The following is a 14,088-nucleotide window of genomic DNA, read 5'->3' as shown; positions in this document are numbered from 1 at the left end:
GCATCAATCCGCTTCGTCTATCCAGGCCAGCTGTATGGCCTCCAGAATCTTCTCGCCGCAGCGACTCTGTTCGTCGTCGAAGCCGGGCAGCGCCATCACCCACTCCATCAGGTCGGTGAAGCGCACGTACTGCGGATCAACGTCGGGTCGCGCCTCGGTCAGCGCAATCGCGATCTCGCGTGAATCGGTCCATTTCATCGCCGTTACCTCTTCCCTTCGCTGACCATGTTGATGGTGTATTTCGGAATCTCGACCACCAGCGGCGTGTCCGCCACCGCGGCCTGACAGGACAGGCGTGAGTTCGGCTCCAGGCCCCAGGCCTTGTCGAGCAGATCCTCTTCCAGTTCCTCGGCCGCTTCCAGGCTGTTGAAGCCCTCGCGCACGACGACGTGACAGGTGGTGCAGGCGCAGGACTTCTCGCAGGCGTGCTCGATCTCGACGCCATTGGCGAGCAGCGCGTCGCAGATGGTGGTGCCGGGGGCAGCTTCGATCACTGCGCCCTCGGGGCACAGTTCGACATGGGGCAGTACGACGATCTGGGTCATGCGGGTCTCGGAATTCGGTTTCTTACAGTGATTCGACGCTGCGACCGGCCAGCGCGCGCTGGATGCTGCGGTTCATGCGGCGGGCGGCAAACTCGTCGGTGCTGCGGCCGAGCGCGTCGATCGCTTTCTTGATGGCGGAGGTGTCGTCGCCAGCAGCGGCGCTCGCCAGATCGACCAGCACTGCGTCGATCGCGGCGCGTTCGGCCGGGTCGAGCAGATCGCCGTCGGCTGCCAGCGCAGCGCGCGTCGCCTCGCCCAGACGCTGCGCCTCGACCCGCTGTTCGGCCAGGGCGCGCGCGCTCATGTCTTCCTGCGCGTGCTCGAAGCCCTCGCGCAACATACGCGTGACTTCGTCATCGCCCAGGCCATAGCTCGGCTTGACTTCGATGCGCGCCTCGATGCCGGTGCCCATCTCGCGCGCCGAAACGCTGAGCAATCCGTCGGCGTCGACCTGGAAACTGACGCGGATGCGCGCCGCACCCGCCACCATAGGCGGAATGCCGCGCAGTTCGAAGCGGGCCAGCGAACGGCAGTCGGACACGCGTTCGCGTTCACCTTGCACGACGTGGATGGCCATCGCCGTCTGGCCGTCCTTGAAGGTCGTGAATTCCTGCGCGCGCGCGGTCGGAATCGTCGAGTTGCGCGGAATGATCTTCTCGACCAGCCCGCCCATCGTCTCCAGCCCGAGCGACAGCGGAATCACGTCGAGGAGCAGCCAGTCCTCGTCGGCGCTGCGGTTGCCGGCGAGCACATTGGCCTGGATGGCGGCACCGATGGCGACCACCTTGTCCGGGTCGAGGTTGGTCAGCGGCTCCTGGCCGAAGAACTCACCCACCGCGCGCTGCACGTGCGGCATGCGGGTGGCACCCCCGACCATCACGACGCCCTTGACCTCTTCCGGCGACAGACCGGCGTCACGCAATGCCTTGCGGGTCGGCGCCAGCGTCTTCTCCACCAGTTTCTTCGTCATGTCGGCGAAGGCGTCACGCGTCAGCGTGACATCGATCTCCTCGCCACCGGACAGCTTGAGTCCGATATGCACGGCGTCCTGCGCGGAGAGCACTTCCTTGGCGCGACGCGCTTCCATGTATAGCGTGCGCATGTCCTCCAGCCCGGGCGGGCCGATGCGCGAAGCCTCGATCAGCCAGCAATAGACGCGATGGTCGAAATCGTCGCCGCCGAGCGCGGCATCACCGCTGGTCGCCAGCACTTCGAACACACCGCGCGACAGCTTGAGGATGGAAATGTCGAAGGTGCCACCGCCGAGGTCATAGACCGCGTAGATGCCCTCCGAGGCATTGTCGAGACCGTAGGCGATGGCGGCCGCGGTCGGCTCGTTCAGCAGGCGCAGCACTTCGAGGCCGGCCACACGTGCGGCGTCCTTGGTGGCCTGCCGCTGCGCGTCGTCGAAATAGGCAGGTACGGTGATGACGGCGCCGGTCAGCGGACCGCCCAGACTGGCTTCGGCGCGCTCGCGCAGCGTACGCAGGATGTCGGCCGACACCTCGACCGGGCTTTTCGCGCCCTGCGCGGTGCGCAGGCGCACCATGCCCGGCGCGTCCTCGAACACATAGGGCATCGATTCGACGTGCGCCACGTCGGCCAGACCGCGTCCCATGAAGCGCTTGACCGAAGCGATGGTGTTGCGCGGGTCCTGCGCCTGCGCCGCCTGCGCGGCATGGCCAACGACGGTGCGACCGTCGGCGAAATAGCGCACGACCGACGGCAGCAGCGCGCGGCCCTTGTCGTCGTTCAGCACCACCGGCACGCTGTTGCGCACAGTGGCAACCAGTGAATTCGTGGTGCCCAGATCTATGCCCACAGCCAGCCGGTGCTGGTGCGGCGCGGTGGATTCGCCGGGTTCGGCGATCTGCAGCAGGGCCATCAGTTTTCCAGTGTTTCGTGTGCCTCGGCGATGTCCTCGCCGAGCTTCGCGATGAACATCATGCGGCGCACCGTAGCCGCGGCAGCCGCGTTGTCGTGCTCGACATCGAGCTGGCGGGCCAGCAGCGCCTCGGCGTCGCGGCGCGCTTGCCGCAGATTGCGCGCCAGGGCGTCCAGCGCATCGACGTCGCGTGCGTCGCGCGCCTCATCCAGCGCCTCCCGCCACTCCATCTGCTGCATCAGAAAGTCGGCCGGCATCGCGGTGTTGTTTTCCGCGCCGACGTCAATGCCTTCCAGTTCCAGCAGATAGCGCGCACGCGACAGCGGCGCGCGCAGCAAGCGGTAGCCTTCATTGATGCGTGTGGCCCACTGCATCGACAGCCGCCGTTCCTGCTCGGCGCGATGCGCGTGGCGGTCCGGGTGCGCCGCCGACTGCAGCTCGTGGTAACGCGATTCGAGCGCGCGTTCGTCGATCTCGAAGCGGCGCGGCAGACCGAACAGCGCGAAGTGATCGCTGCTGAACAGATCGGCTTCGGGCAGCAGGCCGGCGGACTCAGACATTGAAGCTTTCGCCGCAGCCACACTCGTCCTTCACGTTGGGGTTGTTGAACTTGAACCCCTCGTTCAGGCCTTCGCGCACGAAGTCCAGTTCGGTCCCTTCGAGGTAGGGCAGGCTTTTCGGGTCGATCAGCACCTTGACGCCATGGCTCTCGAACACCAGATCGTCCGCCGCGAGATCGTCCGCGAATTCAAGCTTGTAAGCCATGCCGGAACACCCGCTGGTGCGCACGCCCAGGCGCAGGCCGACGCCGCGACCGCGCTTGGCGATGTAGTTGGCGACGTGCTTCGCCGCCTTTTCGCTCAGTGTGACACCCATGTCGTGCTCCTTCAGGCTGCGTCGGACTCCGGCGCCGCTGCGCCGTGCTTCTTGCGGTAATCCTCGACCGCCGCCTTGATCGCGTCTTCGGCGAGGATGGAGCAGTGGATCTTCACCGGCGGCAGTGCCAGCTCCTCGGCGATGGCGGTGTTCTTGATCTCCATTGCCTGATCGAGCGTCTTGCCCTTGACCCATTCGGTCACCAGCGAACTCGACGCGATGGCCGAGCCGCAGCCGTAGGTCTTGAACTTGGCGTCCTCGATGATGCCGTCCGCACCCACCTTGATCTGCAGCTTCATTACGTCGCCGCAGGCCGGCGCGCCGACCATGCCAGTACCGACGTCATCGTCCTCCTTGCCGAAGGAGCCGACGTTGCGGGGGTTTTCGTAGTGATCGAGCAGTTTGTCGCTGTAGGCCATGTCTTTCTCCTTGTCTTCCTGTCTGTCCCCGATGCGCCCGGTGGCACATCGTCAGTGGTCTGTGCTCAGTGATGAGCCCACTGGACGGTATTCAGATCCACGCCGTCCTGCACCATTTCCCACAGCGGCGAAAGTTCGCGCAGCTTGCCGATCTTGCGGTGGAGCAGATCGATGGTGAAGTCGACTTCCTCTTCGGTGGTGAAGCGGCCGATCGAGAAGCGGATCGAGCTGTGCGCCAGTTCGTCTTCGCGACCGAGGGCACGCAGCACATAGGATGGCTCCAGGCTGGCAGAGGTACAGGCCGAACCGGAGGACACCGCCACTTCCTTGATCGCCATGATCAGCGACTCACCCTCGACGTAGGCAAAGCTGATGTTGAGGTTGTGCGGTACGCGCGCCTCGAGGTCGCCATTCACGTAGGTCGCCTCGATGTCCTGCAGGCCCTTGAGTAGACGGTCGCGCAGCATGCGCACGCGCTCGTTCTCGGCACCCATTTCCTCACGCGCGATGCGGAAGGCTTCGCCCATGCCGACGATCTGGTGCGTCGCCAGCGTGCCCGAACGCAGGCCGCGTTCGTGACCACCGCCGTGCATCTGCGCTTCCAGACGGATGCGCGGCTTGCGGCGCACGTACAGCGCGCCAATGCCCTTCGGGCCGTAGGTCTTGTGTGCCGAGAAGCTCATCAGGTCGACCTTCAGCTTGTCGAGGTCGATCGCCACCTTGCCGGTCGCCTGTGCGGCGTCGACGTGGAAAATGATGCCCTTCTCCCGGCAGATCTCGCCGATCTCGGCGATCGGCTGGATGACGCCGATCTCGTTGTTCACGAACATGATGGACACCAGCACGGTGTCCGGGCGCAGGGCGGCGCGGAACACGTCCAGATCGACCAGACCGTCGTCCTTCGGGTCGAGATAGGTCGCCTCGAAGCCTTCGCGTTCCAGCTCGCGGAAGGTGTCGAGCACCGCCTTGTGTTCAGTGCGCATCGTGATGATGTGCTTGCCCTTGCCCGAGTAGAAATGTGCCGCGCCCTTGATGGCGAGGTTGTTCGATTCGGTCGCGCCCGAGGTCCAGACGATTTCCTTGGGGTCAGCATTGACCAGCTTGGCCACCTGTTCGCGCGCTTCCTCGACCGCGGCTTCCGCTTCCCAGCCGTAGGCATGGCTGCGCGACGCCGGGTTGCCAAAGTGCTCGGTCAGCCAGGGAATCATCTTGGCCGCCACGCGCGGATCGACCGGCGTGGTCGCCGAGTAGTCGAGGTAGATCGGGAATTTCAGCATGTCATCGACTCCATCAGGTCCTTGTTCACTTCATCACGCCGCAGCCATCGCCCGCAGCCCGCGGAGTTCGTCCGCGACCCGCGCCAGCGCGCTGCAAAAATCATCCACGTCCTGCATCGTCGTCGCCGTACCGACGCTCACCCGCACCGCGCCGCGCGCCAGCTCCGCCTCGACGCCCATCGCCGTCAGCGTGCGCGACGGTTCGGGCGAGGCGCTGGAACAGGCAGCGCCGCTGGCGACCGCAAAACCGGCACGGTCGAGCTTGCCGACCAGGGTTTCGCCATCGATACCGGTCAGCGCGAAGTAGCAGGTGTTGGGCAGGCGTTTCGCCTGCGCACCGAACACGACGCCGCCGAGTGCCGCCACGCAGCTTTCGATGCGCGCGCGTTGCGCCTGCATCGCCTCGCGCCGGGCGCCGAGCGCAGCAACCGCCTGCTCGCAGGCCACGCCGAAACCGACGATGGCCGCAATGTTCTCGGTGCCCGAGCGCAGACCGCGCTCATGCCCACCACCGGCAATCAGCGGTTCGATATCGACCCGCTTGTCCAGCACCAGCGCCCCCGCACCCTGCGGGCCGCCGATCTTGTGCGCCGACAGCGTCATCGCCGCCACGCCGAGCGCACGGAAATCCAGTTCGATCTTGCCCAGCGCCTGCACGGCATCGCTGTGCAGCCAGGCGCCACTGCGCTTGGCCGCGGCCGCGAAGGCAGGAATGTCCTGCAGCACGCCGGTTTCGTTGTTCGCCGTCATCACCGACACCAGGGCGGCACGCGGGTCGAGCGTATCGACCAGTACCCTGCCCTGCACGTCGGCCGCGATGCCGGCCAGTTCCCAGCCGCCGCGCACGAGCTGGCGCGCCGGTTCACGCACGCACGGGTGCTCGATCGCCGACACCGCGATCACGCCCGGCTTCATCCGTGCCGCAGCGCCCTTGATGAAAAGATTGTTCGCTTCCGAACCACCGCTGGTGAATACCACCTCGGTCGGGTGCGCCTTCACCGCCGCAGCCACCTGCGCACGCGCATCATCGATCGCGCGGCGGGCTGCGCGGCCGTACTCGTGGCGGCTCGACGCATTGCCGAAACGCACGCCCAGCCAGGGCAGCATCGCCTCGCGCACCGCGTCGAGCAGCGGCGTGCTGGCGTTGTGGTCGAGGTAGACCGGCGCAAACATGATCAGGCCTGCACGCTCGCCGGCTCGGTCGAACAGGCACGCGGCGCGTGGTCGTGCAGCACCACCTTGTGACTGTTGCGCTCGCGCTGCTGCACCATCAGATCGTGCAGATTGATCGAGTCGAGGTAATCGAACATGTGACGACTGAGGTTGGACCACAGGTCGTGCGTCATGCAGCGGTGTTCGTCCAGACAGTTTTCCTTGCCGCCGCACTGGGTCGCGTCGAGCGGCTCATCCACCGCGATGATGATCTGCGCCACCGAAATCGTGCGCGCGTCGCGCGCCAGACAGTAGCCACCGCCCGGGCCACGTACGCTGGCCACCAGCTCCTGGCGGCGCAGCTTGCCGAACAGCTGTTCGAGATAGGACAGGCTGATGCGCTGGCGTTCGGCCACGCCGGACAGCGTGACCGGACCGTTTTCCTGCCGCAGGGCGAGGTCGAGCATCGCAGTGACTGCGAAGCGTCCTTTGGTGGTCAGTCTCATCGCGTGGGCTCCTGAAATCAGCCGGGACATCGGCGAACCGGAGGAGGCCGGTTCAATTCCCGATCATTTCAGTCGACTTTATAATTCCCGACAAGTTCAGTCAACAATTCGTGCGGATCTTGTCCAGATCGACGTGCGAGTGGTCGGCCATTTCTTCCTTCGCCTCGTCGTCGAGCTGGATGCCTGCGCGCTCGAGCTTCTGCAGCAGGCACTCGATGCGGCGATCGCTCTCCAGCGCATGGTCGACCAGCGCGGTGAGCGCCTTGGCCATAGGATCTTCCATGTCGCGGGTGACGCCGTAGGCGGTGAAACCGGCCTGTTCGGCACGCCGCTTCTTCTCGTCCTCGACACCGGGTGCGGTCGCCTCGATGATCCGCGCCGGGTTGCCGACGGCTGTCGCGCCGGCCGGCACCGGCTTAACGACCACCGCGCAGGAGCCAATCTTGGCGCCGTCACCGACGTCGAAACCACCCAGCACCTGCGCGCCGGCCCCGATGACGACACCACGACCCAAGGTCGGATGGCGCTTCGCACCGCGGTACAGCGAAGTTCCGCCCAGCGTAACCCCTTGATAGATCGTGCATTCGTCGCCCACCACGGCCGTCTCGCCGATCACCACACCCATGCCGTGATCAATGAACACGCGTCGCCCCATGGTCGCCCCCGGGTGGATTTCGATGCCGGTCAGCACGCGGCCGATGTGCGACAGGAAGCGGCCGAGCCACAGGAAACCACGGCGCCAGCAGGCGTTGGCCATGCGATGGATGAACAGCGCGTGAATGCCCGGATAGCAGGTCAGCACTTCGAAGGCGGAGCGGGCGGCCGGGTCACGGTCGAGCACGCTGGCAACGTCTTCGCGCAGGCGTTGGAACATCGTCTTTCCTTGTGGGAAGCGCCGGCAGCGCTGCCGGACGGTTGAAACCCGAGAATTTTAGTCGGTTTTTGTGCACCTGCGAAGTTCGCTACCGCTCCGGAGCGCGTGGCTTCTTGCCTCCGATGGCCTTGAGCGCGCCCATCAGCAGGTGCAACTCCTCCGCCTCGACCTGGGCCCGGCCGAACAGACGACGCAGACGCGGCAGTGCGCGGCCCGGATTCACCCGGTCGAGGAAACCGGACTCCAGCATCAGCTGCTCGAACAGCGCGTACAGGCTTTCCAGGCCTTCGTGCGGCGCAAGCTCGGGGGGCGCTTCGGCCGGCAGCACGGCGCCACCGACCGCCATGCGCAGCTCGTGGCACATGATCTGGGCGGCGGCCGCGACATTCAGCGAGCGGTAGGTTTCACTGGTCGAAATGGTGACCGGCAGCGAACACATTGCCACCTCCTCGTTGGTGAGGCCCGAGCTTTCGGTGCCGAACACCAGCGCCACCTCTGCATCGCTGCCCGCCAGCAGCGTGGCCAGTTCGGTGGCAGCCGAGCGCACGTCGCGCACCGGCAGCGCCATTTCGCGCCGCCGCGCGGTCAGCGCCGCCTGTGCAACGGTGCCGGCGAGCGCGGCCTCGATGCTGTCCACAACCACCGCGTTGTCGAGCACGTCGGTCGCGCCGGAACTCATCGCCACCGCGTCCTCGTGCGGGAAGTGCTTCGGATTGACCAGATAGAGGCGCGACAGCCCCATCACCTTCATCGCTCGCGCACAGGCGCCGATATTGCCCGGATGGGTGGTGTGCGACATGACCACGCGCACGCGGTCGAGAGAAGCGAACGGGTTCATGAGAGGCCTCCGCCTCGCACGGATGCCAAGCGGTCAACTGAGGCTTTCAGGTTCATATTAGAATGCAGGGTTTTCCTGCCGAGATGCGGGCCACAAGGTCCGCGTACAGAGACATTCATGCATCCGACGCTCACCACCGCCGTCAAGGCCGCCCGCCGTGCGGGTCAGATCATTACCCGGGCCAGCCAGGATGTGGACCTGTTGAAGGTCAGCAGCAAACGCCAGAACGATTTCGTGACCGAGGTCGACCGTGCCGCTGAAGACGCCATCGTCGGCATCCTGCGCGAGGCCTATCCGGACCACGCCATTCTAGCCGAGGAGAGCGGCGAGTCCGGCCCCGAGTCGGAGTACCGCTGGATCATCGATCCGCTGGATGGCACCACCAACTTCATCCACGGCATGCCGCAGTACGCCGTATCGATCGCGCTCGAACACCGCGGCCAGATGCAGTCGGCCGTCGTGTTCGATCCGGTTCGCAACGAGATGTTCACCGCCAGCCGTGGCCGCGGCGCCTTCCTGAACGACCGCCGCATCCGCGTGTCGCGCCGCGCCAAGCTGGGTGAGGCACTGCTTGGCACCGGCTTCCCATACCGCGTGTGGGACCACGTCGATGCCTATCTGGGCATGTTCAAGTCGCTGATGGAAAAGACCTCCGGCCTGCGCCGCCCCGGGGCTGCGGCGCTCGATCTGGCCTACGTCGCCTGCGGCCGCTTCGACGGCTTCTTCGAGATCGGCCTGTCACCGTGGGACATCGCCGGCGGCAGCCTGCTGGTGAGCGAAGCCGGCGGCCTGGTCGGCAATCTGCAGGGTGAAACCGGCTATATGGAAAGCGGCAATCTGGTCGCCGCCACGCCGCGCATCTACCCGGCCATACTGCAGGCCATCGAACCGCACCTGACCGAAGCCCTGCGCGGCTGAACGACGGCCGGCCCGACCGGCCGGCCGGACACACCCGTCAGCAGCGGAAGCGCGACACGACGCTAGTGAGGTCGCCCGCCACCCGGGTCAGCTCTTCCGTCGCCGTGGCGGTGGCGTGCATGCCCTGGCTGGTCGCCTCGACCATCTGCGCCACCTGCTCGATCTGGCCCGCCAGGCTGTTGCTGGCGATGCCCTGTTCGCGCGTCGAGTTGGCCACCTCGGCCACCAGTTCGCGGGCGCGGGTCGCGCCCTCGGCGATCCGGCGCAGCATGTCGGCCGACTGTTCGGCGGAGTTCACGCTGTTGCGCGCCCGCTCGGAAGCCGCATCCATCGCACTGACCGCCGCTTCGCTTTCCCCGCGTATCGCACTGACCGTCTGACCGATCTGCAGCGTCGCCTGCGTCGTGCGCTCGGCCAGCTTGCGCACTTCGTCGGCCACCACCGCGAAGCCCCTGCCCTGCTCGCCGGCACGCGCTGCCTCGATGGCGGCGTTCAGCGCCAGCAGATTGGTCTGCGCGGCAATGTCGTTGATCGCCGTCGCGATGCCGCCCACCTCGTTGGCACGTGCACTCAGCGAGGCGATACGCTCGCTCGCCTGCACCACCGCGTCGGCCAGCGAACGCATTTCCTCCGCCGCTTCGTGTACCTGCCGTTCGCCCGCCACGGCCATTTCCGACGACTCGATCGACTGCCTTTCGGTCTCACCCGCATTTTCCGAGATGTGGGTGATGCTCACAGTCAGCTCTTCCATCGCGGCCGCCATGGTCTGGGTGGAGTCAGTCTGCTGCTGCGCCGATCCTGCAACCTGGCGCGAGGTAGCACTGATGTCGGCGGTGGCAGCGCCCACCTTCTGCGCGCCGGCGCTGATCTCGGACACCGTATTGCGCAACCGGGAGATCAGCGTGTCCAGCTCCGCCAGCATGCTGCCGGCCGGCGCATTGCCTATCCCCGCGCGCAGATCGCCCTCGGCCACCTTCTTCATGGCTTCGACGGCCACCGTCGGCTCGCCGCCGACCTGCTTCATGACCGAACGGCCGATCGCGATCACCAGCGCCAGCACGACGCCGGCAAGCACGATGACGATGCCCAGATTGATCGCCAGATCCTCGCGGAAGGCCGCTTCCACGTCATCGACGTAGAGCCCGGTGCCGACCACCCACTGCCAGTCCGGCACCGGCGCCACGTAAGCCACCTTGCGCACAGCCTCGGTCTCGTTCGGACGCGGGAAGTGGTAATCGACGAAGCCGCCGCCGGCCTGGCCGGCTCTCACGATGTCGGCGACGAACAATTTGCCGAGCTTGTCCTTCTCGGCGATGAAGGGCTTGCCCTCGCGGTGCGGCTGCGTCGGATGCAGCACGTTCACGCCGTCCATGCTGTAGATGTAGAAGTATTCGCGCTGCTGGAAGCGCACGTTGCGCAGGGCCTCACGCGCCTGCGCCTGTGCCTGCTCGCGCGTCAGCTTGCCGTCCTTCGCCAGCTGCTCGTAATAGCCGATCTGTGTGCGCGTCGATTCGACCAGCGCGCGTAACAATTGCATGCGCTGCTCGTGCGCGGCGCTGCGCATCTCGAAGGCGCCGATGACGCCGATCATGAGCATACCGGCCAATGCGGCCGCGCCCACCGCCAGCATCTTGCTTCGCAAAGTCCAGTTGGCGAACATGACGACTCCGTAAGTAATTGAAATCAGTCATCTATATCGGCGGGAAATATTCCCAACTTTAATACTGCGCCGCAACATTCCTATCGTCATCGCGCCGGATCGCAGTGAGCCGATACAATCGCCGGTCCGTTCCGCCTGCCACTCGGCACGCGGACCCCGCCCGCACCTTCGTTTCACATGGACAACAAAGACCTTTCGGGCCACACGCCGATGATGCAGCAGTATCTCGGCTTCAAAAGGCAGCACCCCGATCTGCTGGTGTTCTACCGCATGGGGGATTTCTACGAGCTGTTCTTCGAGGACGCGATCCGCGTCGCGCGGCTGCTCGACATCACGCAGACCCACCGCGGCCAGTCGGCCGGGCAACCGATTCCGATGGCCGGCGTACCCTTCCACGCCGTCGAGCAATACCTCGCGCGGCTGGTGAAGATGGGCGAGTCGGTGGTCATCGTCGAACAGATCGGCGATCCGGCCACCTCGAAGGGCCCGGTCGAGCGCGCCATTTCGCGCATCGTCACGCCGGGCACGCTGACCGACGCCAGCCTGCTCGACGAGCGTGCCGACTCGCTGCTGATGGCGCTGCACGTCGAGCGGGCCCGTGCAGGAGTCGCCTGGCTCAACCTTGCAAGCGGCGAACTGAAGCTGACCGAAGTGGCGGCCAACGTGCTGCCGTCGCTGCTCGACCGCCTGCGCCCGGCCGAACTGCTGGTCGCCGACGTGGCGAATGCGCCCGAGGGCGGCTGGGCGGTCACACCGCGCAGTGCCTGGCAGTTCGACGTGACCGAGGCGACCCGGCTGCTGTGCGAGCACTTCGGCAGCCGCGACCTCGCCGCCTTCGACGTTGCCGAGGTGCCGATCGCGTTGGCCGCCTGCGGCGCGCTTTTCAGCTACGCGCAGGCGACGCAGCAGCGGGCGCTGGCCCACGTCACGACGCTTGCGGTCGAGCACGATTCGAACTGGCTGCGCATGGACGCGGCCACCCGACGCAACCTGGAACTGACCGAAACCCTGCGCGGCGAGGCGTCACCGACGCTGCTGTCGCTGCTCGATACCTGCGCCACCTCTATGGGTTCGCGCTGGCTGCGCCGCGCGCTGCACCACCCGCTGCGCGAACGCGCACGCGCCGACGCGCGGCAGGAGGCCGTCGCCGCGCTGCGCGACACCGACCGCGCCGACCGCGTGCACGACGCGCTGCGCGGCATCGCCGACATCGAGCGCATCGCCGCGCGGGTCGCACTGCGCACTGCGCGGCCGCGCGACCTGTCCAGCCTGCGCGATTCGCTGGCGAAGCTGCCCGCCATTGCTGAAGCGGTTCCGCTCGATCGCGGTCTGCTCGACCAGGCGCGCGCCACACTGGCGCAGCCGCTGGCCGCCAGCGACCTGCTCGCCCGCGCCATCATGGACGAGCCGGCCGCACAGCTGCGCGACGGGCGCGTCATGCGCGCCGGTTTCGACGCCGAGCTGGACGAACTGCGCGGCCTGCAGGACAACTGCGGCGAGTTCCTGCTGGCGCTGGAAGCGCGCGAGCGCAGCCGCACCGGCATCGCCAACCTGAAGGTCGAATACAACCGCGTGCATGGCTTCTACATCGAGGTCACGCACGCCCACGTCGAGCGCATCCCGGACGATTACCGCCGCCGGCAGACACTGAAGAATGCCGAGCGCTACATCACGCCCGAACTGAAGGCCTTCGAGGACCGCGCACTGTCGGCCGCCGATCGCGCCACCTCGCGCGAGAAATTCCTGTACGAACAGCTGCTCGACGCGCTGGCGCCCGAATTGCCGCTGCTCGGCGACATCGCCCGTGCGCTGGCTGAACTGGATGGCCTGATCGCTTTCGCCCGCGCCGCCCAGCGCCACGACTACTGCCGCCCGCAGTTCGTCGACGAGCCCGAGATCACGATAGAGCGCGGCCGTCACCCGGTGGTCGAACAGCAGGTCGAAAACTTCATCGCCAACGACACGGCGATGCATGACGCGCGCCGCATGCTGCTGATCACCGGCCCGAACATGGGCGGCAAGTCGACGTATATGCGACAGGTGGCGCTGATCGCGCTACTGGCGCACTGCGGCTGCCCGGTGCCGGCGCGCGCGGTGCGGCTGGGGCCGCTCGACGCCATACACACCCGCATCGGCGCCTCCGACGACCTCGCCTCCGGCCGCTCGACCTTCATGGTCGAAATGACGGAAGCGGCCGGCATCCTGCACGGCGCAACCGAGCGCAGCCTGGTGCTGATGGACGAGATCGGTCGCGGCACCTCGACCTTCGACGGCGTGGCGCTCGCGCAGTCGATCGCCCGCCACCTGCTGACGCGCAACCGCAGCTGGACCCTGTTCGCCACCCACTACTTCGAACTGACCCAGCTCGCGCAGACCCACCCGAGCTGCGCCAACATGCACCTCGACGCGGTCGAGCACGGAAGCCGCATCGTGTTTCTGCACGCAATTGAGGAAGGCCCGGCCTCGCAGTCCTACGGTATCGAGGTGGCCGCGCTGGCCGGCGTTCCGGGTACGGTGATCCGCGACGCCCGACGTGCGCTGCAACAGCTCGAAGCCAGCCGCATCAACGCCGGTCCGCAGGCCGACCTGTTCGCACCCGCGCCACCACCGCCCGAACCGCCGTCGCACGCGGCGGTCGATGCACTGGCCGCACTCGACCCGGACAGCCTCAGCCCGCGCGAGGCACTGGACGCGCTGTACGCACTGAAGAAACTGCTCTGAGGACACCACAATGGCTCACGCGGTGATCTGGATCTTCGTCGCGCTGGTCGTCGGCATCTGGACGCTGATGGCCTGGACCGCCGACTCCGTGCTGAACTGGCCCGGCTGGAGCGCCAACGCGCTGGCCGAATGGCCGCTGTGGCTGGACAGCCTGCGACCGCCGGTCTGGCTCGCTCCCTGGCTGCCGCAGGACTGGCTGGACGAGAGCCGCGCCTGGCTGCTCGATGCCGGCCCGGAAATCCAGGCCTGGCTGCAGCAGACGCCGGACCTGCGCGGCCTGCTTGGCTTCATCGTATGGACGGTGTGGCTGATCGGCGCCGGCATGATGCTGCTGATGGGCATCGCTGGCAGCGCGCTGGTGAAGCTGTTCCAGCCCAAGAAGGTCGCAGACGCGCCGCCGCCTCGACCCTGAGCCCC

The 14,088-nt window shown here is 66.7% G+C and carries 15 protein-coding genes; 3 read left to right on the top strand and 12 right to left on the bottom strand.

All coding sequences use genetic code 11. From position 1 onward, the window contains the following. Positions 1 to 3: 3 nt before the first annotated feature. The 11 genes from iscX to WJU27_RS02560 form a co-directional block, all read right to left on the bottom strand. Positions 4 to 198, bottom strand: coding sequence for a Fe-S cluster assembly protein IscX (iscX, locus tag WJU27_RS02610; RefSeq protein WP_019917730.1), 195 nt, complete (start codon positions 196 to 198; stop codon positions 4 to 6). 5 nt (positions 199 to 203) lie between these two features. Continuing rightward, the gene (gene fdx / locus WJU27_RS02605) at positions 204 to 545 is read right to left on the bottom strand and encodes an ISC system 2Fe-2S type ferredoxin (protein ID WP_304008581.1); all 342 of its coding nucleotides are present in this window, start codon (positions 543 to 545) and stop codon (positions 204 to 206) included. A gap of 22 nt (positions 546 to 567) precedes the next feature. Next, positions 568 to 2,430 (bottom strand): Fe-S protein assembly chaperone HscA, encoded by a 1,863-nt coding sequence (hscA, locus tag WJU27_RS02600; RefSeq protein WP_341421043.1) that lies wholly within the window; start codon positions 2,428 to 2,430, stop codon positions 568 to 570. After that, positions 2,430 to 2,990 carry a Fe-S protein assembly co-chaperone HscB gene (gene hscB, locus WJU27_RS02595; RefSeq protein ID WP_304004957.1) on the bottom strand — a complete coding sequence of 187 codons (561 nt, stop codon included), beginning with the start codon at positions 2,988 to 2,990 and terminating at the stop codon, positions 2,430 to 2,432. Before hscB ends, hscA begins: the two co-directional genes overlap by 1 nt. Next, a complete protein-coding gene (iscA, locus tag WJU27_RS02590; protein ID WP_019917724.1) occupies positions 2,983 to 3,306 on the bottom strand; it encodes an iron-sulfur cluster assembly protein IscA in 324 nt (107 codons plus the stop codon). Before iscA ends, hscB begins: the two co-directional genes overlap by 8 nt. Positions 3,307 to 3,317: 11 nt before the next feature. Further along, positions 3,318 to 3,725 carry a Fe-S cluster assembly scaffold IscU gene (gene iscU / locus WJU27_RS02585; RefSeq protein ID WP_304004952.1) on the bottom strand — a complete coding sequence of 136 codons (408 nt, stop codon included), beginning with the start codon at positions 3,723 to 3,725 and terminating at the stop codon, positions 3,318 to 3,320. Between the two features lie 65 nt (positions 3,726 to 3,790). Then, positions 3,791 to 5,002 (bottom strand): IscS subfamily cysteine desulfurase, encoded by a 1,212-nt coding sequence (locus WJU27_RS02580; protein ID WP_304029687.1) that lies wholly within the window; start codon positions 5,000 to 5,002, stop codon positions 3,791 to 3,793. A gap of 33 nt (positions 5,003 to 5,035) precedes the next feature. Further along, positions 5,036 to 6,175: a cysteine desulfurase family protein gene (locus WJU27_RS02575; RefSeq protein WP_341421042.1), complete on the bottom strand. Its 1,140-nt coding sequence runs from the start codon at positions 6,173 to 6,175 to the stop codon at positions 5,036 to 5,038. A 2-nt stretch (positions 6,176 to 6,177) separates the two neighbouring features. Next, on the bottom strand, positions 6,178 to 6,660 hold the full coding sequence (gene iscR / locus WJU27_RS02570; protein WP_304004944.1) for a Fe-S cluster assembly transcriptional regulator IscR: 483 nt from the start codon (positions 6,658 to 6,660) through the stop codon (positions 6,178 to 6,180). A 100-nt stretch (positions 6,661 to 6,760) separates the two neighbouring features. Further along, positions 6,761 to 7,534, bottom strand: a complete 774-nt coding sequence (cysE, locus tag WJU27_RS02565; protein WP_019917718.1) for a serine O-acetyltransferase — start codon at positions 7,532 to 7,534, stop codon at positions 6,761 to 6,763. A gap of 88 nt (positions 7,535 to 7,622) precedes the next feature. Further along, positions 7,623 to 8,372 carry an RNA methyltransferase gene (locus WJU27_RS02560; protein WP_020165124.1) on the bottom strand — a complete coding sequence of 250 codons (750 nt, stop codon included), beginning with the start codon at positions 8,370 to 8,372 and terminating at the stop codon, positions 7,623 to 7,625. A 117-nt stretch (positions 8,373 to 8,489) separates the two neighbouring features. Between WJU27_RS02560 and WJU27_RS02555 the strand changes: the two genes are divergently transcribed. Then, complete coding sequence (locus WJU27_RS02555; RefSeq protein ID WP_304004934.1) at positions 8,490 to 9,290, top strand: inositol monophosphatase family protein; 801 nt, start codon at positions 8,490 to 8,492, stop codon at positions 9,288 to 9,290. A 37-nt stretch (positions 9,291 to 9,327) separates the two neighbouring features. On the opposite strand, the gene WJU27_RS02550 is transcribed toward WJU27_RS02555, so the two are convergent. Next, the gene (locus WJU27_RS02550) at positions 9,328 to 10,950 is read right to left on the bottom strand and encodes a methyl-accepting chemotaxis protein (protein ID WP_341421041.1); all 1,623 of its coding nucleotides are present in this window, start codon (positions 10,948 to 10,950) and stop codon (positions 9,328 to 9,330) included. A gap of 177 nt (positions 10,951 to 11,127) precedes the next feature. On the opposite strand from WJU27_RS02550, the gene mutS reads away from it, so the two are divergent. Next, positions 11,128 to 13,671, top strand: coding sequence for a DNA mismatch repair protein MutS (mutS, locus tag WJU27_RS02545; protein WP_341421040.1), 2,544 nt, complete (start codon positions 11,128 to 11,130; stop codon positions 13,669 to 13,671). 10 nt (positions 13,672 to 13,681) lie between these two features. After that, positions 13,682 to 14,083 (top strand): hypothetical protein, encoded by a 402-nt coding sequence (locus WJU27_RS02540; RefSeq protein ID WP_341421039.1) that lies wholly within the window; start codon positions 13,682 to 13,684, stop codon positions 14,081 to 14,083. Positions 14,084 to 14,088: the final 5 nt, after the last annotated feature.

The sequence above is a fragment of the Methyloversatilis sp. NSM2 genome (assembly GCF_038066675.1).
In the GTDB taxonomy this organism is placed as follows: Bacteria; Pseudomonadota; Gammaproteobacteria; order Burkholderiales; family Rhodocyclaceae; genus Methyloversatilis; species Methyloversatilis discipulorum_A.
The sequence above is the reverse complement of the archived record's forward strand: the minus strand, read 5'-3'. Positions and strand labels throughout refer to the sequence as shown.